This window comes from Bacillus sp. 1021 (assembly GCF_014534735.1).
Lineage (GTDB): Bacteria > Bacillota > Bacilli > Bacillales > Bacillaceae > Bacillus > Bacillus siamensis.
On the sequence record NZ_JACVSR010000002.1, the window covers coordinates 485,122 to 504,732 of the forward strand.

A 19,611-nucleotide genomic window follows, 5' to 3' on the forward strand; every position below is an offset into this window, starting at 1 on the left:
AACTTAATCCCAGCGATGGGATTAAGTTTTTTTTATTTGGATAATTGGATGATTTCTCTCTGTAAAAATGAAGAAAGCCGGCCGATAAATAAACTAGTTTGATAGAAACCAATTGAATCAGAAAGAGGAGAAGGAATGAAAAAGAGATTCGTTGCACCTATGTTATTGTCCGGCGTTTTCCTTGTCTTTAGCACCGTTACACAGCACGCCCAGGCTGCATACAGCGATTATTCCGTTTATGAGCTGGAAACGAAGCAGCAATTCGCTTCTGAGAATGATGCGCTTCAAGCGGCAGCGAAATTGAAAAAGGATACGGGATGGCAGGCTGACGCAAAGAAAGCCGGTAATGCGCCGCTCACTTATCAAATCTCAGCTTCAGGCTTACACGATGAAACGGACGCGAAAGCCGTGCTGAAAGATCTCACGAAGCAGACTGGAGTGGCCGGGACTTACAGCGCAAGCGGAAGCAAACAGCCATACGTGACCGTCACATCAGGAGTTCTATCAGACGGGCAGCAGACGAAAAACCTTCTTGCCAAATTGACGAAAGAAACGGGCGTGACTGGCGCCGTCAAGGAGTCGGGAACGAAGCAGCCGTACATGCAGGTCGTGACTTCTGAGATCGCAGCCGAAGCAGACGCGAAAATGCTCGCTCAAGATTTGACGAAGCAGACGGGCGTGAAAGCATCATACCGTCCGATCAAGCGGGAAACTGCCCAGTTTCAGATCCAATCAGGAACAATTACCGGCGATCAAAAAGCTGCTCAAATCCAAACTGATTTTCAAAAGGAAACAGGATTACAATCGTCGCTGAAGGTGATAACAAAAGGAAGCCCGAATATCACCGTGACAGCTTCCGGCATTCCGGATGCAAATAAAGCGGCCGGCTTAGCGAAACAGCTGCAGCAGAAAACGGGCATCAAAGGGAATGTTCAAACATATGCCCAAAGCAAAACAGCTGCCGTGTACAACGTGCGGTCAGGGTATTTTAACGGAGTAAGCGCCGTGCGAAATGCCGTCAGCCAAATCAAGAAGAATACGGGCGTCAGCGGCAGTTATCAAAAAGCCGGCACGAAAAATAATTATACGGTCGCGATGAGCGGACTGACGGCTCAGCAGCTGCAAAGCGTTCAATCCTTCTTTAAAAAGAAAAAATGGCATTGCGACACAACGTCTGTCAAAAAGACAGCGTCAGCGTCCGTTTACAGGATTACAGCAGGACAGCTTACTGCCGCACAGGCAGATCAAGCGGAGGCGTTTTTCCGCCAGCAGCATGTAAAGACGGCAAGAACTGCGGCAGGAAAAACAGCAGAAAACCAATATCAGCTGCTTTCTCAGCAGACGGCAGACCAATCGAAGATTAAAAAAGGATTGAATCTTCTGGCCGGATATAAACTGAGTGCCGTTTCCAAAACAGCAGCCAAGCAAACGGGAACAACGTACCAAGTCACAACTGAATCACTGCTTGATACGGCAAAGATCAATCGTTCGCTGGATTTCTTCAAAGGGAAAAAAGTATCCGCTTCTTCACAGAAAACAGGTGAAACAGCGTATACACAATTCAGGATTGAAACGGCCCCGCTGCTTAAGAAGGAAGACATTGACCGCGTGACTGCCTTTTTCAAACAAAACAAAGCGGCCGGCACTGTAAAGGAGACGGGGAAAACCGCCTATTCACAGTACGTCATCAAAACCGAAAAGTTCACTGGTAAAACCGTTTTAAATAAAAGCATGAGCTATTTCAGCGCCAAACAATTGCAGGCCGGCTATACGAGTGAAAGCCATCCGGTTTATGAGCTCCATCTCCGCGATCAATTCACGGGCTCGCAGTCTGCGGACGCCGCCTCTCAAAAGCTGAAAAAGCTGTACGGATGGACGATGACTATTTTGAAAATAAAAAACGGACCGCAAATTATGAATACCAATTACAACATCTCGCTTGCGGATATGGTCAAAAAACAAATGACAGTCAGCCCGCAGACTGATGCCTCGGCTTACGCGTCGCTTACTTACATCAATACGGCTTCCGGGACGGTCACAGCCGACGTACTGAACGTCCGCTCAACTCCGGAAGTCAGCTCAGGCAATATTATCGGGCAGTTGAAAAAAGGCGATAAAGTCAGCATCACCGGCCAGACAAACGGCTGGGCCAAACTCAGCATGGGCTGGAGAAACGCCAGCAGTGATGAAGTCGAGCAATACGTCAATCCCGATCACTTCGCACAAGACAGCAAGTATTATTTTCAATTTCTGAAGCTCTCTCAGACAGCGGGATTGAACGCATCTGAATTGAATCAAAAAGTGCTGGTCAATAAAGGAATTCTGACAGGCAAAGGCCAAGCCTTTATTACAGCCGCCGGAAAATACAGCATCAATGAAGTGTATTTGATTTCGCATGCTTTGCTTGAAACGGGCAATGGCACGTCAGAGCTTGCAAACGGCATTACGTATAATGGAAAAAAGGTTTATAACATGTACGGCATCGGGGCTTATGACAGCAACCCGAATTATTACGGCGCACAATACGCATATAATCAAGGCTGGTTTACTCCGGAAGCCGCGATTATCGGCGGAGCCCAATTTATCGGTGCGTCATATATTCACAACTCCGCATACGAACAGGATACCCTGTATAAAATGAGATGGTCTCCAGCCGCATCCCATCAGTATGCGACAGACATCGGCTGGGCGTATAAGCAGGTAAACCGCATGTACAGCTTATACTCACTTCTGGACGACTACACGCTTTACTATGATGTTCCTGTGTATATGAAAGTGTAAAAAAAGGCTGAAGTTGTTGCTTCAGCCTTTCTTCATGCAAAAAAAAACACCCGCCTCGGATTCAGGCAGGTGCTTCAGCACAATTTTTCATTTTTGTTTCCGCAAATTTCAATAACGCTTCACTCGAATTCCCATTTGAATACATATTCCATTTGTCCGAGAACCGCTTCATTTCTTCTGCATGAAATGGCTTTTTCGTCATTTCCTCGAGAAGGGCTTTGCTGTCATGACAAGCTCTTCCGGGGATGACCGAAGCATAATTGTCGATCAAACCGCGTTTTTGATCGTATTCCTCCAGATCATAGGTGAAAAAGAATATCGGTTTATTTAAGAGTGCGAATTCAAAGGGCACGGAAGAGTAGTCCGTAATTAAAATATCAGCCGCTTTCAAAAGGTCATGAAGACGCATGTCAGACACGTTCTTGATCGATTCGCTTTCAAACGAAGCTGAAATATGATGCAAAACGGCTGGGTGAAGCTTTACAAGCAGCATATACTCTCCGTTTAATTCGTTTATGAGCTGTTCTTCGGTGAATGGGAGCCGGAAGGATTGCATATCATAATCTCTGAATGTCGGTGCGTACAGAATGATTTTTTTCGGCCATTTGCGCTCCGGTTCCGGCTTGTTTTCTTCATAATAGACGTCAGTCAGGGGAACTCCCGTTTTTAACAGCTGGGCATCCCGTATACCGAACGACTTTTTAAAAACGTCAGCCATCTCATCTGAACCGACGGTGACAAAATCAAACGAACGATACACTTTTTTAAAGCGGCTGATATCTGATGCCGGCCGGCTTCGGTTCGTCACGTCCTCAAGGCCGAACTTTTTCAAAGAGCCGTTCGCATGCCATACTTGAATGCATGTCGTTTGCGGCCGGCGGTTTAAGACGCTTGTCAGGAGAAAATAGTTATCCGTTATGACCACTTTGCTCTTAAAAAGGATGAAAACGGCCTTCACAAGATGCAGAGGGTTTTTTTCGTTCAGATAAAAAGAGCCGAGACCTTCCAGCTCCTTTTTCAGACTGACGGCATGTCTCGTATACAGAACCGTCACTTCATAAGAAAACGATTCAGCGTGCGCCTTGTAAGAACGGATGAGAGCCTGGGCATTCTCTTCAAAAGATACCAGCAGGGTCAGGTGATTCTTTGGCTTTACAGGCTTGAACAAAACGCCGAGAACCGACAGATATATAGAATAGAAAGCGGCGAATAAAGATCGCAAGTTCATAGATTACCAATCTCTTTTGCTGTTTTATTTGTTTAAAGCTGTTTCGTTTGATCTTCAGCCTGCTTGGAGTACAGGCTCTTATTTGATTTATTGTTTCTCAAAACGGTAAAAGCATACTTCGGAATGTTCAGCATCCTTTTCCATCTCCACGGATTTGTCACCAGTCTGTACAGCCATTCCAGATTTGTTTTGATCATCCATTCAGGGGCGCGTTTCACCGTTCCGCTGAACACATCAAAGCTTCCGCCCAAACCGATTGAAACAGCCTGAGGAAAAAGATGTTTGTATTCATAAATAAATTGCTCCTGATGCGGATATCCTAAGGCGACAAACACGATATCGGGTTTCGACCGGGAAATCTGTTTGGCGACGAAGCGTTTATCGGCTTCATAGCCGTTGCTGGCTCCGACAACCTCGATATTCGGATACTCTTTATCGATCCGATTCAAAACGGCGTCAAGCACGTCTTGCTTAGCTCCGTATAAAAATATTTTTTTAGACTGCCGGTTTGCGAGACCGAGCAGCGACAGAAACACATCGAATCCCGCAATTCTTGATTTCAGCGGGTGCTGCGTCAAACGTGACATTAACACGACGCCGATACCATCCGGCAGGACGAAATCCGCGGAAGAAATGACTTGATGATAACCTTTGTCTTTCGCCGCAGCGTATCCGATCTCTGGATTGACCGTCGCAATGACGGCTCCTTGCTTTTGTGCGATATAATAAGTGTCTAAATATGAAATAAACTCCTGTAAATTTCCATTAACATAAGAAAGGTTGTGCACCATTTCAGTCTGCATCTGCCGTCCTCCTTTTTGTACGGGATTTTCTTTCACTTTTTCGTGACTTAAGCTAAGCTTTATTTTAACATAATACCTTCAGATAAACTTAACAATAGTTTTACAAAAATATAAATAAGATAACAATTTCTTTAATCATACGCGCAAAAACCCTGCTAAACTCCTATTGTAATAACATTTGTTAATAAGTGGAATTTAACTTCGTTTTACATTAGCTTAACCTTTTCAGGGCTATGTGATATAATGAGGTTCCATGAGTACGAAATTGGCACTTTAGTGATTAAGGATACAGCTGCACAGCATTTCAGGGCAGTTGCTTGTTATACGTATGATGATAGAAAGGAGCTTTTGTTTCATGAAGAAGGTCATTACTTACGGAACGTTTGATTTACTGCATTGGGGTCATATTAAACTGCTCGAGCGCGCGAAGCAGCTTGGAGATTATCTTGTCGTTGCCATCTCAACAGATGAGTTCAACCTTCAAAAACAAAAAAAGGCCTACCACAGCTATGAACACAGAAAGTTAATTCTTGAAACGATCCGTTATGTCGACGAAGTTATTCCGGAAAACAGCTGGGATCAAAAAGTCCGGGACGTAGCGGAGCACAACATCGACGTGTTCGTAATGGGAGACGATTGGGAAGGCAAGTTCGACTTCCTTAAAGATCAATGCGAAGTCATCTATCTCCCTAGAACCGAAGGCATTTCCACTACTCAGATTAAAAAAGAAATTGCCGGAGTGTAATTGAAACATTCGGATATGCAGATGATAAAGAAGTACTCCCTCCGGATAGGGAGTACTTCTTGTAATATAAGGTTATTTTCGCTATATTTGTTATGCGCTTTTTTTAAAAAAGCTAGACAATAAGAGGAGAATTTAAAATGAATCTTAGTAACTTTTTTAAATTGAATAAAAAAGAGTCCAAGCCGTCCATAGAAGAACGTGAATATACCATTTTAAACAAAGAAGCATTGGCGGATGAAAAGAAGGTAGCGGTAGTCGTTCCTGTTTATAATGCAGAAGAATATGTGCGGAAAACAGTTGATTCAGTGATCCTTCAAAATATCGGCTTTCAGCATATTTCTTTAATTCTGGTCGATGATTGTTCAACTGATGATTCCAGAAACATTCTGACTGAATACGCCGAGCTGTATGAAAATATTACGGTCGTATTTCTGAAAGACAATACGGGAACCCCCGCTTATCCGAGAAACTTGGGAATTGAGCTTGCAAATGCAAAGTACATTACCTTTTTAGATGCGGATGATTGGTTTGCGCCAAACGGCGTTAAAATTTTATTCGACATGCTTGAAAGAGATCATGTGAATTATGCGGTCGGAAAAACGATCGAAATGCAGGTGAACGGGCAAAAAACAATCGGGAAACATGAGTCCTCACTGAACAGAGCGAAAGTATCGCCTTTTTCAATCCGGCATATTTTCTATCATCTCGGCCCGCGGGCAAGAATGATGAACTTACAATTTCTAAAAGATAATGATATCAGATATCCGGAAATGAAATTTGCTGAAGATAAGCAATTTTTTATGGATGTTCTTTTGTCGTGCGGAGATATTTCAACGTCAACAGAACCGGTTTATTATCTGAACAGAATGGACAATAATGAGTCGCTGACAAAAAAGACGAATATTATGGAAAAAACCGATACGAACATAGCCGTAATGAAGTATATTCTAAACAAAAAATTAGATACTGAGAAAGAAAAGATGGCGATGAACCGCCTGATTGAATTCGATTCCATTACGCGGCTTTTCGATCGGATGCACTTCCTGAAAAGCGAAAATAAAGAAGCTTACTACAATAAATTCAATGAAATTCTGAATGTATTAAAGAAGACGAAGTACGATATTTCCGAGACGTTTTTTCATCCGATCCATAAAACAGCCTACCGCCTGCTGATTCAAAAACGGTATGATGAAGTTGAAAAGCTGTTCCGATGGTCTAAAAAAGAGCCCAATAAAAACATCGTGACCCGGGACGGACTGGCTTATTTAGAAAGCCCGCTGACGGATGAAGAAAATAAACTGGTCGAACTGCGCATGCACGGGGAAACGGAAAGTGCGGTGTTCGCCGATGATAAATTCAGCATTACGTTCCGCTTGTTCGGACAGGACAGAAATAATGCCCAATATATTCAGTTTCAGCACAGAGAAAAAATGAAAGTATACCACCAGTTTCCGGTACAGTCACTGGGAGACGGGCGGTACGTCCTTGAACTCCCGTTACGTGACATTGAAAAAGTCGGACTTGGCGGTTATATTATGTATGTCATTTATAACGATTATGAACGGGTCATGTTAAACAGAGAAGACGATGAAAAGGTAACAGCAGAAGCGAACGGACTGCACTATCAATTCTACCGGACGGTGAAGGAGAACCTATCGCTGAAAGTATCAAAATGATGATTATGATTGGATATGTTTAATTGAAACAGAGGAGTAGACTTATTTTATGGGTATAGAAAATCCTGTCAGATACAAGTTAAAACATCTTAATATAAAGGACGATACATTCAGTATTACGATATCCTGTGAAAATGCCGCTTTAGAGGAAGAGCCTTCTCTTCAGATTATAAATCGTAAGACAAAAGCGGAACTTTCCGTCCCTCTGAAACGGTTGCCCGGAGAAGGCGGGGAGTACCATGCTGTCATGGGCACGGAGCTGCTTTCTGAACATACGGACGGCAAAGGATGTCTTGATTTCTATGTCTCCTTTATCAATGATGACAGTGATATCAATAAAAAACGGTTAAAATCCAGCCTTGAACCTATTGAACTGTCTTCTTATAAAGATGAGGCTCATCATATGTTCTTTTTCCCTTATACGACCAAGAAAGGGAATTTCTCCTTAAAGCTGCTGCAGAGAAAGTTCGTCACGCGAATTGATGAAATGGAGCTTGAATCTGACGGCAGCTTACATCTGAAAGGTTTTGCATTCCGGCTGAATGCAGCAGAAAATTTAAAGATAAAAGAAAAAAACCTGATTCTGAAAATGAAAAAAGGAAAAGAAGAGGAGCCTCTCATTCTGAAGTATCCGCTTCATGACGTGCCGAGACACGACCTTGATGAATATGTTCAGGATACAACGGCACTTGACACGATAGGCTTTGATACAAAAATTGATTTGAATGCCATTTATAAAGAATTGAATCAGCAGCTTATCTTTCAATTCCATATTCAATTCATTTTTGAAGATGCCGGAACGGGTGAAGAGGTTATCACCAACAGCAAGCCGTTAAAGGCACTGAAATCTGAACAAGTAAACCCTAACCAATTCACGATTCTGAAAACGGAAAAAGGACCTGCCAGATTTCATGTTTTCACGAAAAAGAAAACGAAAAATCTCCATCTGAGAATGAATGATTACAGTTTCAGCACCCGTGTGGAGTATTTTGTAAAAGGAAAGCTGAAACGGGGCGCATCATTTATACGCAAAAGAAAGAATAAGCTGAAAAAGTTTATTGAGAAAAGAATACAAAACACTTATAAAGCAGGATTCAGGCTTGCAGGGAAACTGCCCGTCAAACAGAAATTTGTCATGTTTGAAAGCTTTGCAGGAAAACAGTACAGCTGCAATCCGCGGGCAATTTACGAATACATGAGCAAAGAAATGCCTGAATACCGTCTGTGCTGGAGTGTAAATCCCGCTTATTCACAGACATTTAAAGATAAAGGGATTCCTTATATCGAACGTTTTACGTTTAAATGGCTGTTTGCCATGGCAAGAGCCGAGTTCTGGATTGTTAACAGCCGTATGCCGCTGTGGATCCCGAAACCTGAGCATACGACATATGTCCAGACATGGCATGGCACGCCTTTAAAGCGTCTTGCCGTTGATATGGATGAAGTGCATATGCCGGGAACAAACACTGAAAAATATAAGCGCAATTTTACGACAGAGGCTTCAAAATGGGATTATCTGATTTCACCGAACGCCTATTCAACAGAAATTTTCGCTCGGGCGTTTCAGTTTAATAAAACCATGATTGAATCTGGATATCCGCGGAATGACTTCCTTCAGACGGATAACAGTCCTTCTGTCATCAAAGCGCTGAAAGAAAAAATGAACCTTCCGCAAGATAAAAAAGTGATCATCTACGCACCGACATGGCGGGATGACCAATTTTATAAGAAGGGAAAATACAAGTTTGACCTTGATTTAGACCTTCACCAATTAAGAGAAGCGATCGGCGACCGTTACGTCATTATTTTACGGATGCATTATCTGGTTGCGGAAAACTTTGATCTCGGACCGTATGAAGGGTTTGCATATGATTTCTCCAGCTACGAAGATATCCGTGAGCTGTATATGGTCTCTGATTTACTCATAACGGACTATTCATCTGTCTTTTTTGACTATGCAAATCTGAGAAGACCGATGCTGTTTTATGTGCCTGATATCGAAACGTATCGGGATAAACTCAGAGGGTTTTACTTTGACTTTGAAAAAGAAGCGCCCGGCCCGCTGGTCAAAGAAACGGGTGACGTTATCAAGTGGGTGAATGAAACGGAATCAGACAATTATAAGCTTCCGGATTCGTTCGGGCCTTTTTATGAGAAGTTCTGTTATTTAGAGACCGGGGAATCGTCTGAAAAAGCCGTAAAAGTGATTTTCGGGGACAAGTAAATAAGTGCAAAAAAGCATAATTTAACCACGTTAATTATGCTTTTTTGCTTAAAAGACGGCATGTTGCGCCCATCGGACGCAGGCTTGTTATGAAGTGAAAAATACATCGTAATCTGTTACAATTATGAGCGGTGCTTTTGTAAGTCAAAGCCATGACCAAAACTTACGACTAAGGAAGATTAGAATGAATGCATTGGTAAAAATTCTGAAAGAGCAATTCAACTCATTTCCGCTGATTATGCGGCTTGCAGTGTACGAAACGAAATCAAAGTATCAAGTGAACTATTTGGGTATATTGTGGCAGTTTCTCAACCCTATGATTCAAATGCTGGCTTATTGGTTCGTATTTGGTCTCGGGATTCGCGGCGGACATGATATGGTGCTTGGAAATGGAGACAGCGTACCGTTCATCGTCTGGATGCTGGCCGGCTTAATTCCTTGGTTCTTTATCAGTCCGACGATATTGGATGCATCTAACAGCGTTTTTAAACGGATAAATTTAGTATCGAAAATGAACTTTCCGATCAGTTCACTGCCTTCTGTAGTGATAGCATCGAATTTATTCAGTTACTTTGTGATGATGGCGATTTATATTATTGTGCTGCTGAGCAACGGGCTGTTTCCGACGCTTCACTGGCTGCAATATATTTATTACTTGTTTTGCATGATCAGTTTTATGTTTGCTTTCGGCCTGTTTAATTCGACCATCAGCGTATTAATCAGGGACTATCAGTTTTTGCTTCAGGCCGTCACAAGGCTTCTCTTTTTTCTTCTGCCGATTTTCTGGGACATTGCCGAGAAATTTGGAAACAGACCTGAAGTTTTGACCATCTTGAAGTTAAACCCTCTTTTCTATATTATCGAGGGCTTTAGAGACAGCTTTATGGAAGGGCAGTGGTTTTTCCACGATATGAAATATACGCTGTATTTCTGGTTCGTCACACTGCTGTTGTTAACAGTCGGTTCACTTCTTCATATGAAATTCAGAGATAAGTTTGTTGACTTTCTTTAATATAGTAAGGAGATTATACGATGAAACTAAAAGTTTCGTTCAGAAATGTTTCAAAACAGTATTTTCTATATAAAAAACAGTCTGACAAAATTAAAGGGCTGTTTTTCCCAAACAGAAATCAAAAAGGTTTTTTCGCTGTCCGAAATGTTTCTTTTGACGTCTATGAAGGAGAAACAATCGGATTCGTAGGAATCAACGGTTCGGGAAAATCAACGATGTCTAATCTGCTTGCAAAAATCATTCCGCCGACAAGCGGTGAGATTGATATGAACGGGCAGCCGTCTTTAATCGCCATTTCTGCCGGATTAAACAATCAATTAAGCGGTAAGGACAACATTCGTTTGAAATGCTTGATGATGGGTCTCAACAATAAGCAGATAGACGAGCTTTATGAAAAAATCGTTGAATTCGCGGATATCGGCGACTTTATAGATCAGCCTGTTAAAAGCTATTCAAGCGGTATGAAATCCCGTCTCGGTTTTGCCATATCGGCGCATATGGACCCTGACATCCTTATTATTGATGAGGCGCTCTCAGTAGGGGACCAGACTTTCTATCAAAAATGTGTGGACCGCATTACGGAATTTAAAGAACGCGGCAAAACGATCTTTTTCGTCAGTCATTCCATCGGACAGATTGAGAAAATGTGTGATCGGGTGGCTTGGATGCATTACGGCGAAATGCGTATGTTTGATGAAACAAAAGCGGTCGTGAAAGAATATAAAGCTTTTGTGGATTGGTTCAACAAGCTTTCCAAGAAAGAAAAAAAGAAATATCAAAATGAGCAGATTGAAGGCAGAACGCGGGCTGCCGAGGAACAGAAAATCTCTCAGGCGCAGCAAAAGAAAGCGAAGCCCAAATTCATTGCCAATACGATTCAGATTACGCTGCTTGCATTGCTGGCTGCAGGAACGGCCGCTTCGATGTTTTCAGACAAGCCTCTGCGTGCGATCGCCTCTTTCGGCGACGTCAAACAGAGCGATGCCGGCCTTTATGAGTCTGTGAATAAACCTGCTTTGGTAAAAGCTGAAAAAGCGGATCTTTACGCCGGAAAAGATATAAAAGGGAAAATCTCGGCAAGTGTAAATTTCGGTACGAAGGTGCAGGTAGAAGCCGAGAATAACCAAGCGGCCAAAGTGAGATTAAACGATAAAGAGTACTTTATGAAAAAGGCTGATTTGCATAAAGTGAACGCTTTAAAAACGACGGATGTTCAGCTCAGCGATTTCAGCAGCAGTTTATCAAGCGAAACGACAGAAGAGTTTCTCTCATATATCAATAAGAGCCTTGACGACGTGCGGAGTAAATTGAAAAATCCAGCTGACGGGCAAACGGATGACGGACGGAAAGTATTAAAAGTATCCGATGCGAGAACGGATTTTGTGATTGATAATAATACAGTCTCCGAAGTGATTTTTCATTTATCGCGTCCCGCAGACATCTCAGCTTTAAGTAAAAAAGGCGGCAGCAAAATCAATCAGAACTTGTTCATGCTTAAAAACCAGAAATATACTTTCTCTGTGAACAACGCTGATCAAACACTGACCGTAACATCTAAAAAGTAAAGATCACATAAAAAAAGCTGCCGGATTCGGCAGCTTTTTCTATTCGTCAGCTTCTTCTTTTTCAAGAAGATCCTTCATAAACGGAATTAATTTATGACGGATATCTTTGTCCTGTAAGGCAAATTCAAGCGTCGTTTCGATGAACCCCAGTTTTTCCCCGACGTCGTAACGTTTTCCTTCGAAATCATAAGCGAAGACACGCTGAATGTCATTGAGCTTTTGAATGGCATCCGTTAATTGAATTTCTCCTCCTGCACCGACTTCCTGCTGTTCCAAATACATGAAAATTTCAGGAGTGAAAACGTATCTTCCTAAAATCGCCAAGTTGGAAGGAGCTGTGCCCGCTTCAGGCTTTTCTACGAAATTTCTGACTTGGTAACGGCGTCCTTCATTTGTTAACGGGTCGATTATTCCGTAGCGGTGTGTATCACTTTCAGGAACTTGCTGAACCCCGATAATGGAAGACAATGTTTTTTCATATTCGTCCATCAGCTGACGAAGTCCCGGTTTTTCGGCCTGGACAATATCATCGCCGAGAAGAACGGCGAAAGGTTCATCGCCGATGAAGTTGCGTGCGCACCAAACCGCATGACCGAGTCCTTTTGGCTCTTTTTGGCGGATATAGTGGATATCTGCAATGTTTGATGATTTTTTCACTTTTTGCAGCAGTTCGATTTTACCCTTCTCTTCCAAATTGCGCTCCAGTTCAGGCGCATTGTCGAAATGGTCTTCAATTGCTCTTTTTCCTTTTCCGGTTACGATAATAATGTCTTCGATGCCGGATTCGACAGCTTCTTCGATAATATACTGAATTGTCGGCTTATCAACGATTGGAAGCATTTCTTTAGGCATTGCTTTTGTGGCAGGCAAAAAACGTGTGCCTAAACCTGCTGCCGGAATAATGGCTTTGCGTACTTTCTTCACTGAATAACACCATCCTTGTTTCTGCTGAATCTTTTTTTCAGAACTATAACCTAGTCTTTTTCCACTTTACCACAATTGATTAAAATTCACACCTTTTAATCCGCTTTCAAAGAGTCTTGTAAAGGATTTTGCTTTGTTTGCCGTTAAGCTTTACAATATCTAAGAAACGGCATAAATATGTTAACATGAAGGCAATATCCGACATATAAAACGAGGTGCAGACAAACCGTTGAAAAAACTAAAAGTAATGACCGTATTCGGTACAAGACCTGAAGCAATTAAAATGGCTCCGCTCGTGTTAGAGCTTGAAAAATATCCGGAAATTGATTCACTGGTGACTGTAACCGCACAGCACAGACAGATGCTGGATCAAGTGCTTGAAGCATTCAGCATTAAGCCTGATTATGATTTGAACATTATGAAAGAGCGTCAGACGCTTTCTGAAATTACATCTCATGCCTTGCTGAAACTGGACAAGCTGTTCCAAGAAGTAAAACCAGATATCGTTTTGGTCCACGGAGATACGACGACAACTTTCGCGGGAAGCCTTGCCGCCTTTTATCATCAAATCGCCGTCGGCCATGTGGAAGCCGGTCTGCGTACGCAGAATAAATACTCTCCTTTCCCTGAGGAAATCAACCGGCAGATGACGGGCGTGATCGCTGATGTGAATTTTGCGCCGACAAGCCAGGCTGAACAGAATCTGCTCGCGGAAAATAAAAAGCCGGATTCCATATTTGTCACGGGAAATACGGCGATAGACGCGCTTCAAACGACGGTGCGGGAAGATTATTTTCATCCGATTTTTGATAAACTGGACGGAAGCAGGATGATCCTCCTGACAGCGCACAGACGTGAGAACTTAGGAAGGCCGATGGAACAGATGTTTAAGGCCGTCAGAAGAGTCATTGAAGAGTTTGAGGACGTACAAGTCGTTTATCCCGTCCATTTGAATCCCGCAGTACGTGAGGCCGCAGAAGCCCATTTCGCTGATTCGGACAGAGTGCATTTAATAGAGCCGCTGGAGGTTGTGGATTTCCATAATTTCGCTGCGAAAGCCCATTTCATTATGACCGACTCGGGCGGAGTGCAGGAGGAAGCGCCTTCCCTCGGTAAGCCGGTCTTGGTGCTCCGGGATACAACCGAACGCCCCGAGGGAGTGAAAGCAGGAACATTAAAGCTTGCGGGCACCGATGAGGAAACCGTGTATCAGCTGACAAAACGGCTTTTAACCGATCAGGCTGAATATGAACGGATGTCAAAGGCGTCCAACCCTTATGGTGACGGATCTGCCTCAAAGCGGATTGCGGAGGAACTGCTTTATCGGTACGGCTATAGAAAAAACCGTCCGCAGCCTTTTACAGAATAAAAAACTCTGCATCGCATGCAGAGTTTTTTATTATTTCAGGCTTTCTTTTAATTCTTTTTTGACTGAAGCGAGGCTTGCTTCATCTAATTTGTAGTAATAGATATGGTTGATTCTCGTTCCCGTTCCCTTTAGTTCATGCTGAATAACTTTGCCGCGGGCGTTTTTATAGTCAGTCATGACCGTCCACATATCATCGAATGACATGTTTGTTTTCATATTGTTTTCAATAACCTTAAACATATCGCCGAATTTCGTGACAGACGAAATATTTGCCCCTTTAGCGATAATCCCTTCAATCACTTGGCGCTGGCGCTGCTGCCTGCCGAAATCCCCCCGGGGATCTTCTTTTCTCATACGCGTGTAGGCAAGTGCTTCTTCACCGTTCAGGCTGATGTTCCCCGTTCCGAAAGAGTGCCCGTCGTAGTTGAAGGCAAACGTGCTGTTCACCGTAATCCCGCCGAGTGTATCCACTGTATCTTTGAAGCTCTCCATGTTTACTTTCACAAAATAATCCACCGGCACGTCAAGCAGGTTCTCGACGGTATCCGCGGCCATCTGCGTCCCGCCGAAAGCATAGGAGTGGTTGATTTTATCCATCGTACCTTTGCCGGGGATTTTCGTATAGGTATCACGCGGAATGCTGACCATTTCTGTTGTATTCGTTTTAGGGTTGACGGTCATATAAATCATCGTATCCGCGCGTCCCTTATCATTTTTCCGTTCATCGACGCCCATGATTAAAACAGAAATCGGGTCCTTCTTTCCGAGATCTATATCTGTGTCGCGTTTGTCCGATTTTTTTAAGTCTTCCTGAATGCTTGCCACCGTTGAAGCTGCTTTATGCCACAAGTAGTAGACGTAGCCTCCTGATGCTAAAACTAACAGCCCGATGATCGTTACAATTGTCAGAAGAACTTTTTTCTTCTTTTTTTTTCGTTCAGCCCTCATTTGTCATCACCTTTTCTATTAACTTTCACGATGCAATTTACTAATCTTTATAAATCCAGTCATATTTTTACTTCTAACCGTGTAATAGACGAAATTCTTAAAAAAAAGGTTACAAAAAGACCTTAAAATTACCTTAAAAAAAAGTTAGTATAAGACGATACATAAAGATGAGGTGAAAAAAATGAAAAAAACTGTTGCAGCTTCGTTCTTAATACTGCTTTTTTCAGTTGTGTTAGCAGCATGCGGAACGGCGGATCAATCAAAGAAGGGAAGCGGTTCTTCGGAAACGCAGGCTCAAAAAGAAACGGCATATTATGTCGGTATGGCGGATACGCACACAATTGAAGTAAAAGTCGATGATCAGCCTGTCAGCTTTGAATTTTCTGACGACTTCTCTGATGTTCTGAATAAATTCAGCGAAAATGACAAAGTCAGCATTACTTATTTCACAAATGATAAAGGCCAAAAAGAGATCAAGGAAATCGAGAAAGCAAAATAATACATCATGATCAGCAAAAGGCGGGATAAAAATTGAAGAAAACAATATGGGCTGTCTGTTTTTCTGTGATATTCAGCCTGGCTTTATTACCGGAAAGCACTTTTGCGGCTAGTTCGGATATCTCAGTAAAACTGACGAATTATATTGGTAATAAATCGACTCTGAATATCGAACCCTCCGGAACTTATAAACTGACGGGAAGCGGTGTGTCTTCCGTTGTCAGATTGGGAGGCGCATCCAAATATGATACAGCAAACGCCGCGACATCAAAGTATTGGAAAAATCCGTCCAACGTAGTCGTCGTGAATACGGATGCTTATTTTGCGGACACGCTTTCCGTCATTCCTTTAGCGAATAAACTGAAAGCGCCTGTTCTGCTGACTGAATCGAAAAAACTCAGCAGCAGCACGGAAGCGCAAATCAAAAAATACAACCCGGATAATATTTTAATCATCGGCGGGGCGAACAGTATTTCGTCAGCCGCGGAAAAAACATTGAAAAAATACGGCCGCACGAAACGGATCAGCGGAAAAAACAGATATGATCTGTCCAAAAATATCGCGGCCGAAATGGGCAGCTATGACCAGGCAATCGTAGTAACCGGAGATGTTTATACGGATGCGCTGGCAATCGCACCTTATGCCGCGCAAAACGGCTATCCGATTCTCCTGACGAAAAAAGACTCACTCCCGAGCTACAATCTGCCTAAAAAAGTGATCATCATGGGAGGCACTTCAAGCGTCAGCAAAGATGTGGAGAATCAAATTAAAAAGAAAGCTTCAGTGACAAAAAGAATTACCGGTTCAAACAGATATCAAATATCAGCAAATGCAGTCACTTCGCTGGGCATGGATGCAAGCAAAGCAGTTGCTGCCAACGGGACAAAATTAGCGGACATCGTTGTCGGCTCGAATATTGCCGCCGCAAATCATATGCCGCTTGTATACATCAAAAAAAGTGAAACGCCGGCCGACGAAGCCAGCCTTTTTAAAGCAAAAGGCACCTATTCTTATACATTAATAGGCAGCACGAATTCAATTGCAGATTCAGTTAAGGATGCTTACGCAAAAGAATTTTATCTCGTAAACGGAAAAACGTACCGCATTGAAACATCCGGCGGCAAACTAGGCGTTGCCGGTATTAACAGCGGAAAAACGTCTTTCAAGGCGGTTCCTGAAAAATATTCAACATCGAACACAATCAGCATTGACGGAAAACCGTATTTGGGGAATATGAGTTTTTCTGCGGAATCCGGAAAATATGTAAGACCTGTAAATGAAAACATTCCTTTTGAGGATTATTTGAAAGGTGTCCTGCCGAATGAAATGCCGGGAAGCTGGCCGACAGAAGCGCTGAAGGCTCAGGCTGTTGCCGCCCGCACCTACTCTATCAGCAAGACGGGACAAACAGTTGCGGATTCAACGGCTTTTCAGGTGTACGGGGGATACAGCTGGTATCCAAACGCCACCGCAGCCGTTGACGGAACAAAGGGAAAAGTGCTTACTTATTCCGGCAGATTGATAGATGCCACCTACTCGTCAAGCAATGGCGGCTACACTGAAGCGGGCGATGAAGTATGGGGCTCAAAAGTGCCGTATTTAGTAGCCAAAAAGGATACAAAAGATCCGGAAATCAGCTGGTCTTTAACATTGCAGAAACAGCAGCTGCCAGCAGGTCTGGATATGAAAAACCCCGCATCCTGGTGGTCCAAAACAAACGAAGCAAATGCTGCGCAGCTCAACGGAATAAAAAATTGGCTGATGAAAAATAAAGAAACCAATGCAAATTCCATAAAAATTGCAAGCATCTCTGATCTCTCGCTCACCGGAAAAACAAAAGGGCAGCGGGCAGAAGACGCCGCGGTGAAGGTGACATACCATGTGAATGACAAGTCGAAAGGCTATGTCATGAACAAGACTGCGTCCTTTGAGGTGAAGGCGTCAGAACTCAGGACGATGATCGGAGCTTCATCTTTTAAAAGTACATACGCCAGTGCGTCCGCTGATTCTGCGAAAATCACGATATCAGGAAAGGGATACGGACACGGCGTGGGAATGAGTCAATACGGAGCGAGAGAAAGGGCAGAGGCCGGAGAGCCGTATACTTCTATTCTTGCGTTCTATTATCCTAATACAGCACTTACAAACTACTAAACTTCTGTGGAGGAGATCGGATTGAAATTCATCATAAAATGCCTCCCCGTTTTCATTCTCGGGGTCATTCTATTTGTCCCTTCCGCTTTGGCTGACAACACGGTTAAAAGGATAGGCGGAAGCACCCGGTATGATACGGCTGTACTGGCGGCAAAACAATCATGGGGTGAAGCGAAAACGGTAATTATCACCGGCGGAACTTCATATGCCGATGCAATTGCCGCTGCGCCGCTTGCATATCAAAAAAATGCGCCGCTGCTGTTTACAAATAAAGATCAGCTGTCTGCGGGCACAAAAAAGGGATTAATTGATTTAAAAACGAAAAATGTGATTATCGTAGGCGGCACACCTGCCGTTTCGAAAAATACCGCAAATCAAATTGCTAAATTAGGCATCAGTGTCAAACGATTATCAGGGAGCACGAGATATGCCACAGCCGCAAAAGTGGCGGGTGCAATGACAAGATCTTCTACAGCTCTTGTGGTAAACGGGTTTGTTGATGCAGATGGAATGGCTGCGATTTCTTATGCGTCCGCTAAAAAATATCCGATCTTATTCACCAATGATTCAACACTGAATGGATCTACGTCCAATGCGATCAAAAGCTTGGGGATTAAAAACACGATTGTCATCGGCGGGACAAGCAGCATCAGCAGCTCACTTTACAATAAGCTGCCGAACCCTTCAAGAATCAGCGGTAAAAACCGCTATAACCTGTCTGTGAATCTTGCGAAAAAGACAGGCCTCAGCACAGGCTATACGTTTATTACCAATGGTTTTAAAGAGCCGGATACCATTGTCGCAGGCGTTTTAAGTGCCAAACAGGGAAGAGTTCACCTTATGACGAATGGGGACAGTCTGTCAAAGGACGTCCGGACGTATATCGGAAGTAAACGCATCACCAGCTTCACCGTCATAGGGAGTGCATCATCTTTAAGCAACAATGCGGCATCGCAGCTTAAAAATCCAGTTGTCGGCAAAACGGTCTTTATTGATCCGGGACACGGCTACCAGGATTCAGGAGCAACGGGCAATGGCCTGCTTGAAAAAAATGTGAACCTTGATATCGCAACACGCCTAAACAATCAATTATACGGTGCTGGTGCGCTTACTGTAATGTCGAGGACGGGCGACACCTTTGATTCGCTTGAGGAGAGAGTGAACAAAGGGGCGAAGGCGAACGCCGATATTTTCATCAGCGTTCATGCAAACGCGAATGATAACAGCAGTGCAAACGGTACGGAGACATATTATGATCCAACCTACCAATCCGCAAACAGTCTGAGACTTGCCCAAAATATTCAGCCGAGAATGGTTTCTGCTCTCGGCACGCGTGACCGCGGTGTGAAAACTGCCGGATTTTACGTCATTAAGTATTCTAAAATGCCGAGTGTCTTGTTAGAAACCGGTTTTGTCACAAGCCCGATTGATGCCAATATTTTAAAACAATCTACGAAAAAGGACAGACTCGCGGCGGGGATCACTCAAGGCGTCTCCTCCTATTTCAGATAATATTTTCCATTTAAAACAGACCGATTCATACCGGTCTGTTTTTTTATTTTTTCATTATGCTTTGACTCAAATATGGATATGAATAGATTTACAATAAAAAAACAATAATCGAAACATTCTAATAAACATTAACGTTTCCTTTACTTCCAATTAACATCCATCTGCTAAACTC

General features: G+C 43.1%; 14 protein-coding genes. 10 read left to right on the forward strand and 4 right to left on the reverse strand.

Annotation, left to right across the window (positions count from 1 at the left end; all coding sequences use genetic code 11):
* Positions 1-135 precede the first annotated feature (135 nt).
* Positions 136-2,781, forward strand: a complete 2,646-nt coding sequence (locus ICW23_RS09115; protein ID WP_045926558.1) for an N-acetylglucosaminidase — start codon at positions 136-138, stop codon at positions 2,779-2,781.
* Between the two features lie 61 nt (positions 2,782-2,842).
* Here the strand turns inward: ICW23_RS09115 and ICW23_RS09120 are convergent, their stop codons facing one another.
* Positions 2,843-4,009, reverse strand: a complete 1,167-nt coding sequence (locus tag ICW23_RS09120) for a CDP-glycerol glycerophosphotransferase family protein (RefSeq protein WP_188154377.1) — start codon at positions 4,007-4,009, stop codon at positions 2,843-2,845.
* Between the two features lie 32 nt (positions 4,010-4,041).
* Positions 4,042-4,812, reverse strand: coding sequence for a WecB/TagA/CpsF family glycosyltransferase (locus ICW23_RS09125; RefSeq protein ID WP_064778526.1), 771 nt, complete (start codon positions 4,810-4,812; stop codon positions 4,042-4,044).
* A 355-nt stretch (positions 4,813-5,167) separates the two neighbouring features.
* Here ICW23_RS09125 and tagD point away from each other — a divergent pair, with 355 nt between their 5' ends.
* The 5 genes from tagD (at position 5,168) to tagH (ending at position 12,034) form a co-directional block, all read left to right on the forward strand.
* Positions 5,168-5,557, forward strand: a complete 390-nt coding sequence (tagD, locus tag ICW23_RS09130; RefSeq protein WP_016937747.1) for a glycerol-3-phosphate cytidylyltransferase — start codon at positions 5,168-5,170, stop codon at positions 5,555-5,557.
* Between the two features lie 137 nt (positions 5,558-5,694).
* Positions 5,695-7,233, forward strand: a complete 1,539-nt coding sequence (locus ICW23_RS09135) for a glycosyltransferase family 2 protein (protein ID WP_064778527.1) — start codon at positions 5,695-5,697, stop codon at positions 7,231-7,233.
* Positions 7,234-7,282: 49 nt separating this feature from the next.
* Complete coding sequence (locus ICW23_RS09140) at positions 7,283-9,457, forward strand: CDP-glycerol glycerophosphotransferase family protein (protein ID WP_188154378.1); 2,175 nt, start codon at positions 7,283-7,285, stop codon at positions 9,455-9,457.
* A 184-nt stretch (positions 9,458-9,641) separates the two neighbouring features.
* Positions 9,642-10,469 carry an ABC transporter permease gene (locus tag ICW23_RS09145; protein WP_016937750.1) on the forward strand — a complete coding sequence of 276 codons (828 nt, stop codon included), beginning with the start codon at positions 9,642-9,644 and terminating at the stop codon, positions 10,467-10,469.
* Between the two features lie 20 nt (positions 10,470-10,489).
* Complete coding sequence (gene tagH, locus ICW23_RS09150) at positions 10,490-12,034, forward strand: teichoic acids export ABC transporter ATP-binding subunit TagH (RefSeq protein ID WP_188154379.1); 1,545 nt, start codon at positions 10,490-10,492, stop codon at positions 12,032-12,034.
* Positions 12,035-12,073: 39 nt separating this feature from the next.
* On the opposite strand, the gene galU is transcribed toward tagH, so the two are convergent.
* Positions 12,074-12,958, reverse strand: coding sequence for a UTP--glucose-1-phosphate uridylyltransferase GalU (gene galU, locus ICW23_RS09155; RefSeq protein WP_016937752.1), 885 nt, complete (start codon positions 12,956-12,958; stop codon positions 12,074-12,076).
* Between the two features lie 229 nt (positions 12,959-13,187).
* Between galU and wecB the strand changes: the two genes are divergently transcribed.
* Positions 13,188-14,327: a non-hydrolyzing UDP-N-acetylglucosamine 2-epimerase gene (gene wecB, locus ICW23_RS09160; protein WP_099745079.1), complete on the forward strand. Its 1,140-nt coding sequence runs from the start codon at positions 13,188-13,190 to the stop codon at positions 14,325-14,327.
* A 30-nt stretch (positions 14,328-14,357) separates the two neighbouring features.
* Here the strand turns inward: wecB and tagU are convergent, their stop codons facing one another.
* Positions 14,358-15,275, reverse strand: a complete 918-nt coding sequence (gene tagU / locus ICW23_RS09165) for a polyisoprenyl-teichoic acid--peptidoglycan teichoic acid transferase TagU (RefSeq protein ID WP_188154380.1) — start codon at positions 15,273-15,275, stop codon at positions 14,358-14,360.
* Positions 15,276-15,456: 181 nt separating this feature from the next.
* Here tagU and ICW23_RS09170 point away from each other — a divergent pair, with 181 nt between their 5' ends.
* The 3 genes from ICW23_RS09170 to ICW23_RS09180 are packed head-to-tail and all read left to right on the forward strand — an operon-like array spanning position 15,457 to position 19,439.
* Positions 15,457-15,774, forward strand: a complete 318-nt coding sequence (locus ICW23_RS09170; protein WP_016937755.1) for a hypothetical protein — start codon at positions 15,457-15,459, stop codon at positions 15,772-15,774.
* 32 nt (positions 15,775-15,806) lie between these two features.
* A complete protein-coding gene (locus ICW23_RS09175; protein WP_188154381.1) occupies positions 15,807-17,927 on the forward strand; it encodes a SpoIID/LytB domain-containing protein in 2,121 nt (706 codons plus the stop codon).
* Positions 17,928-17,948: 21 nt separating this feature from the next.
* Positions 17,949-19,439, forward strand: a complete 1,491-nt coding sequence (locus ICW23_RS09180; protein WP_188154382.1) for an N-acetylmuramoyl-L-alanine amidase — start codon at positions 17,949-17,951, stop codon at positions 19,437-19,439.
* Positions 19,440-19,611: the final 172 nt, after the last annotated feature.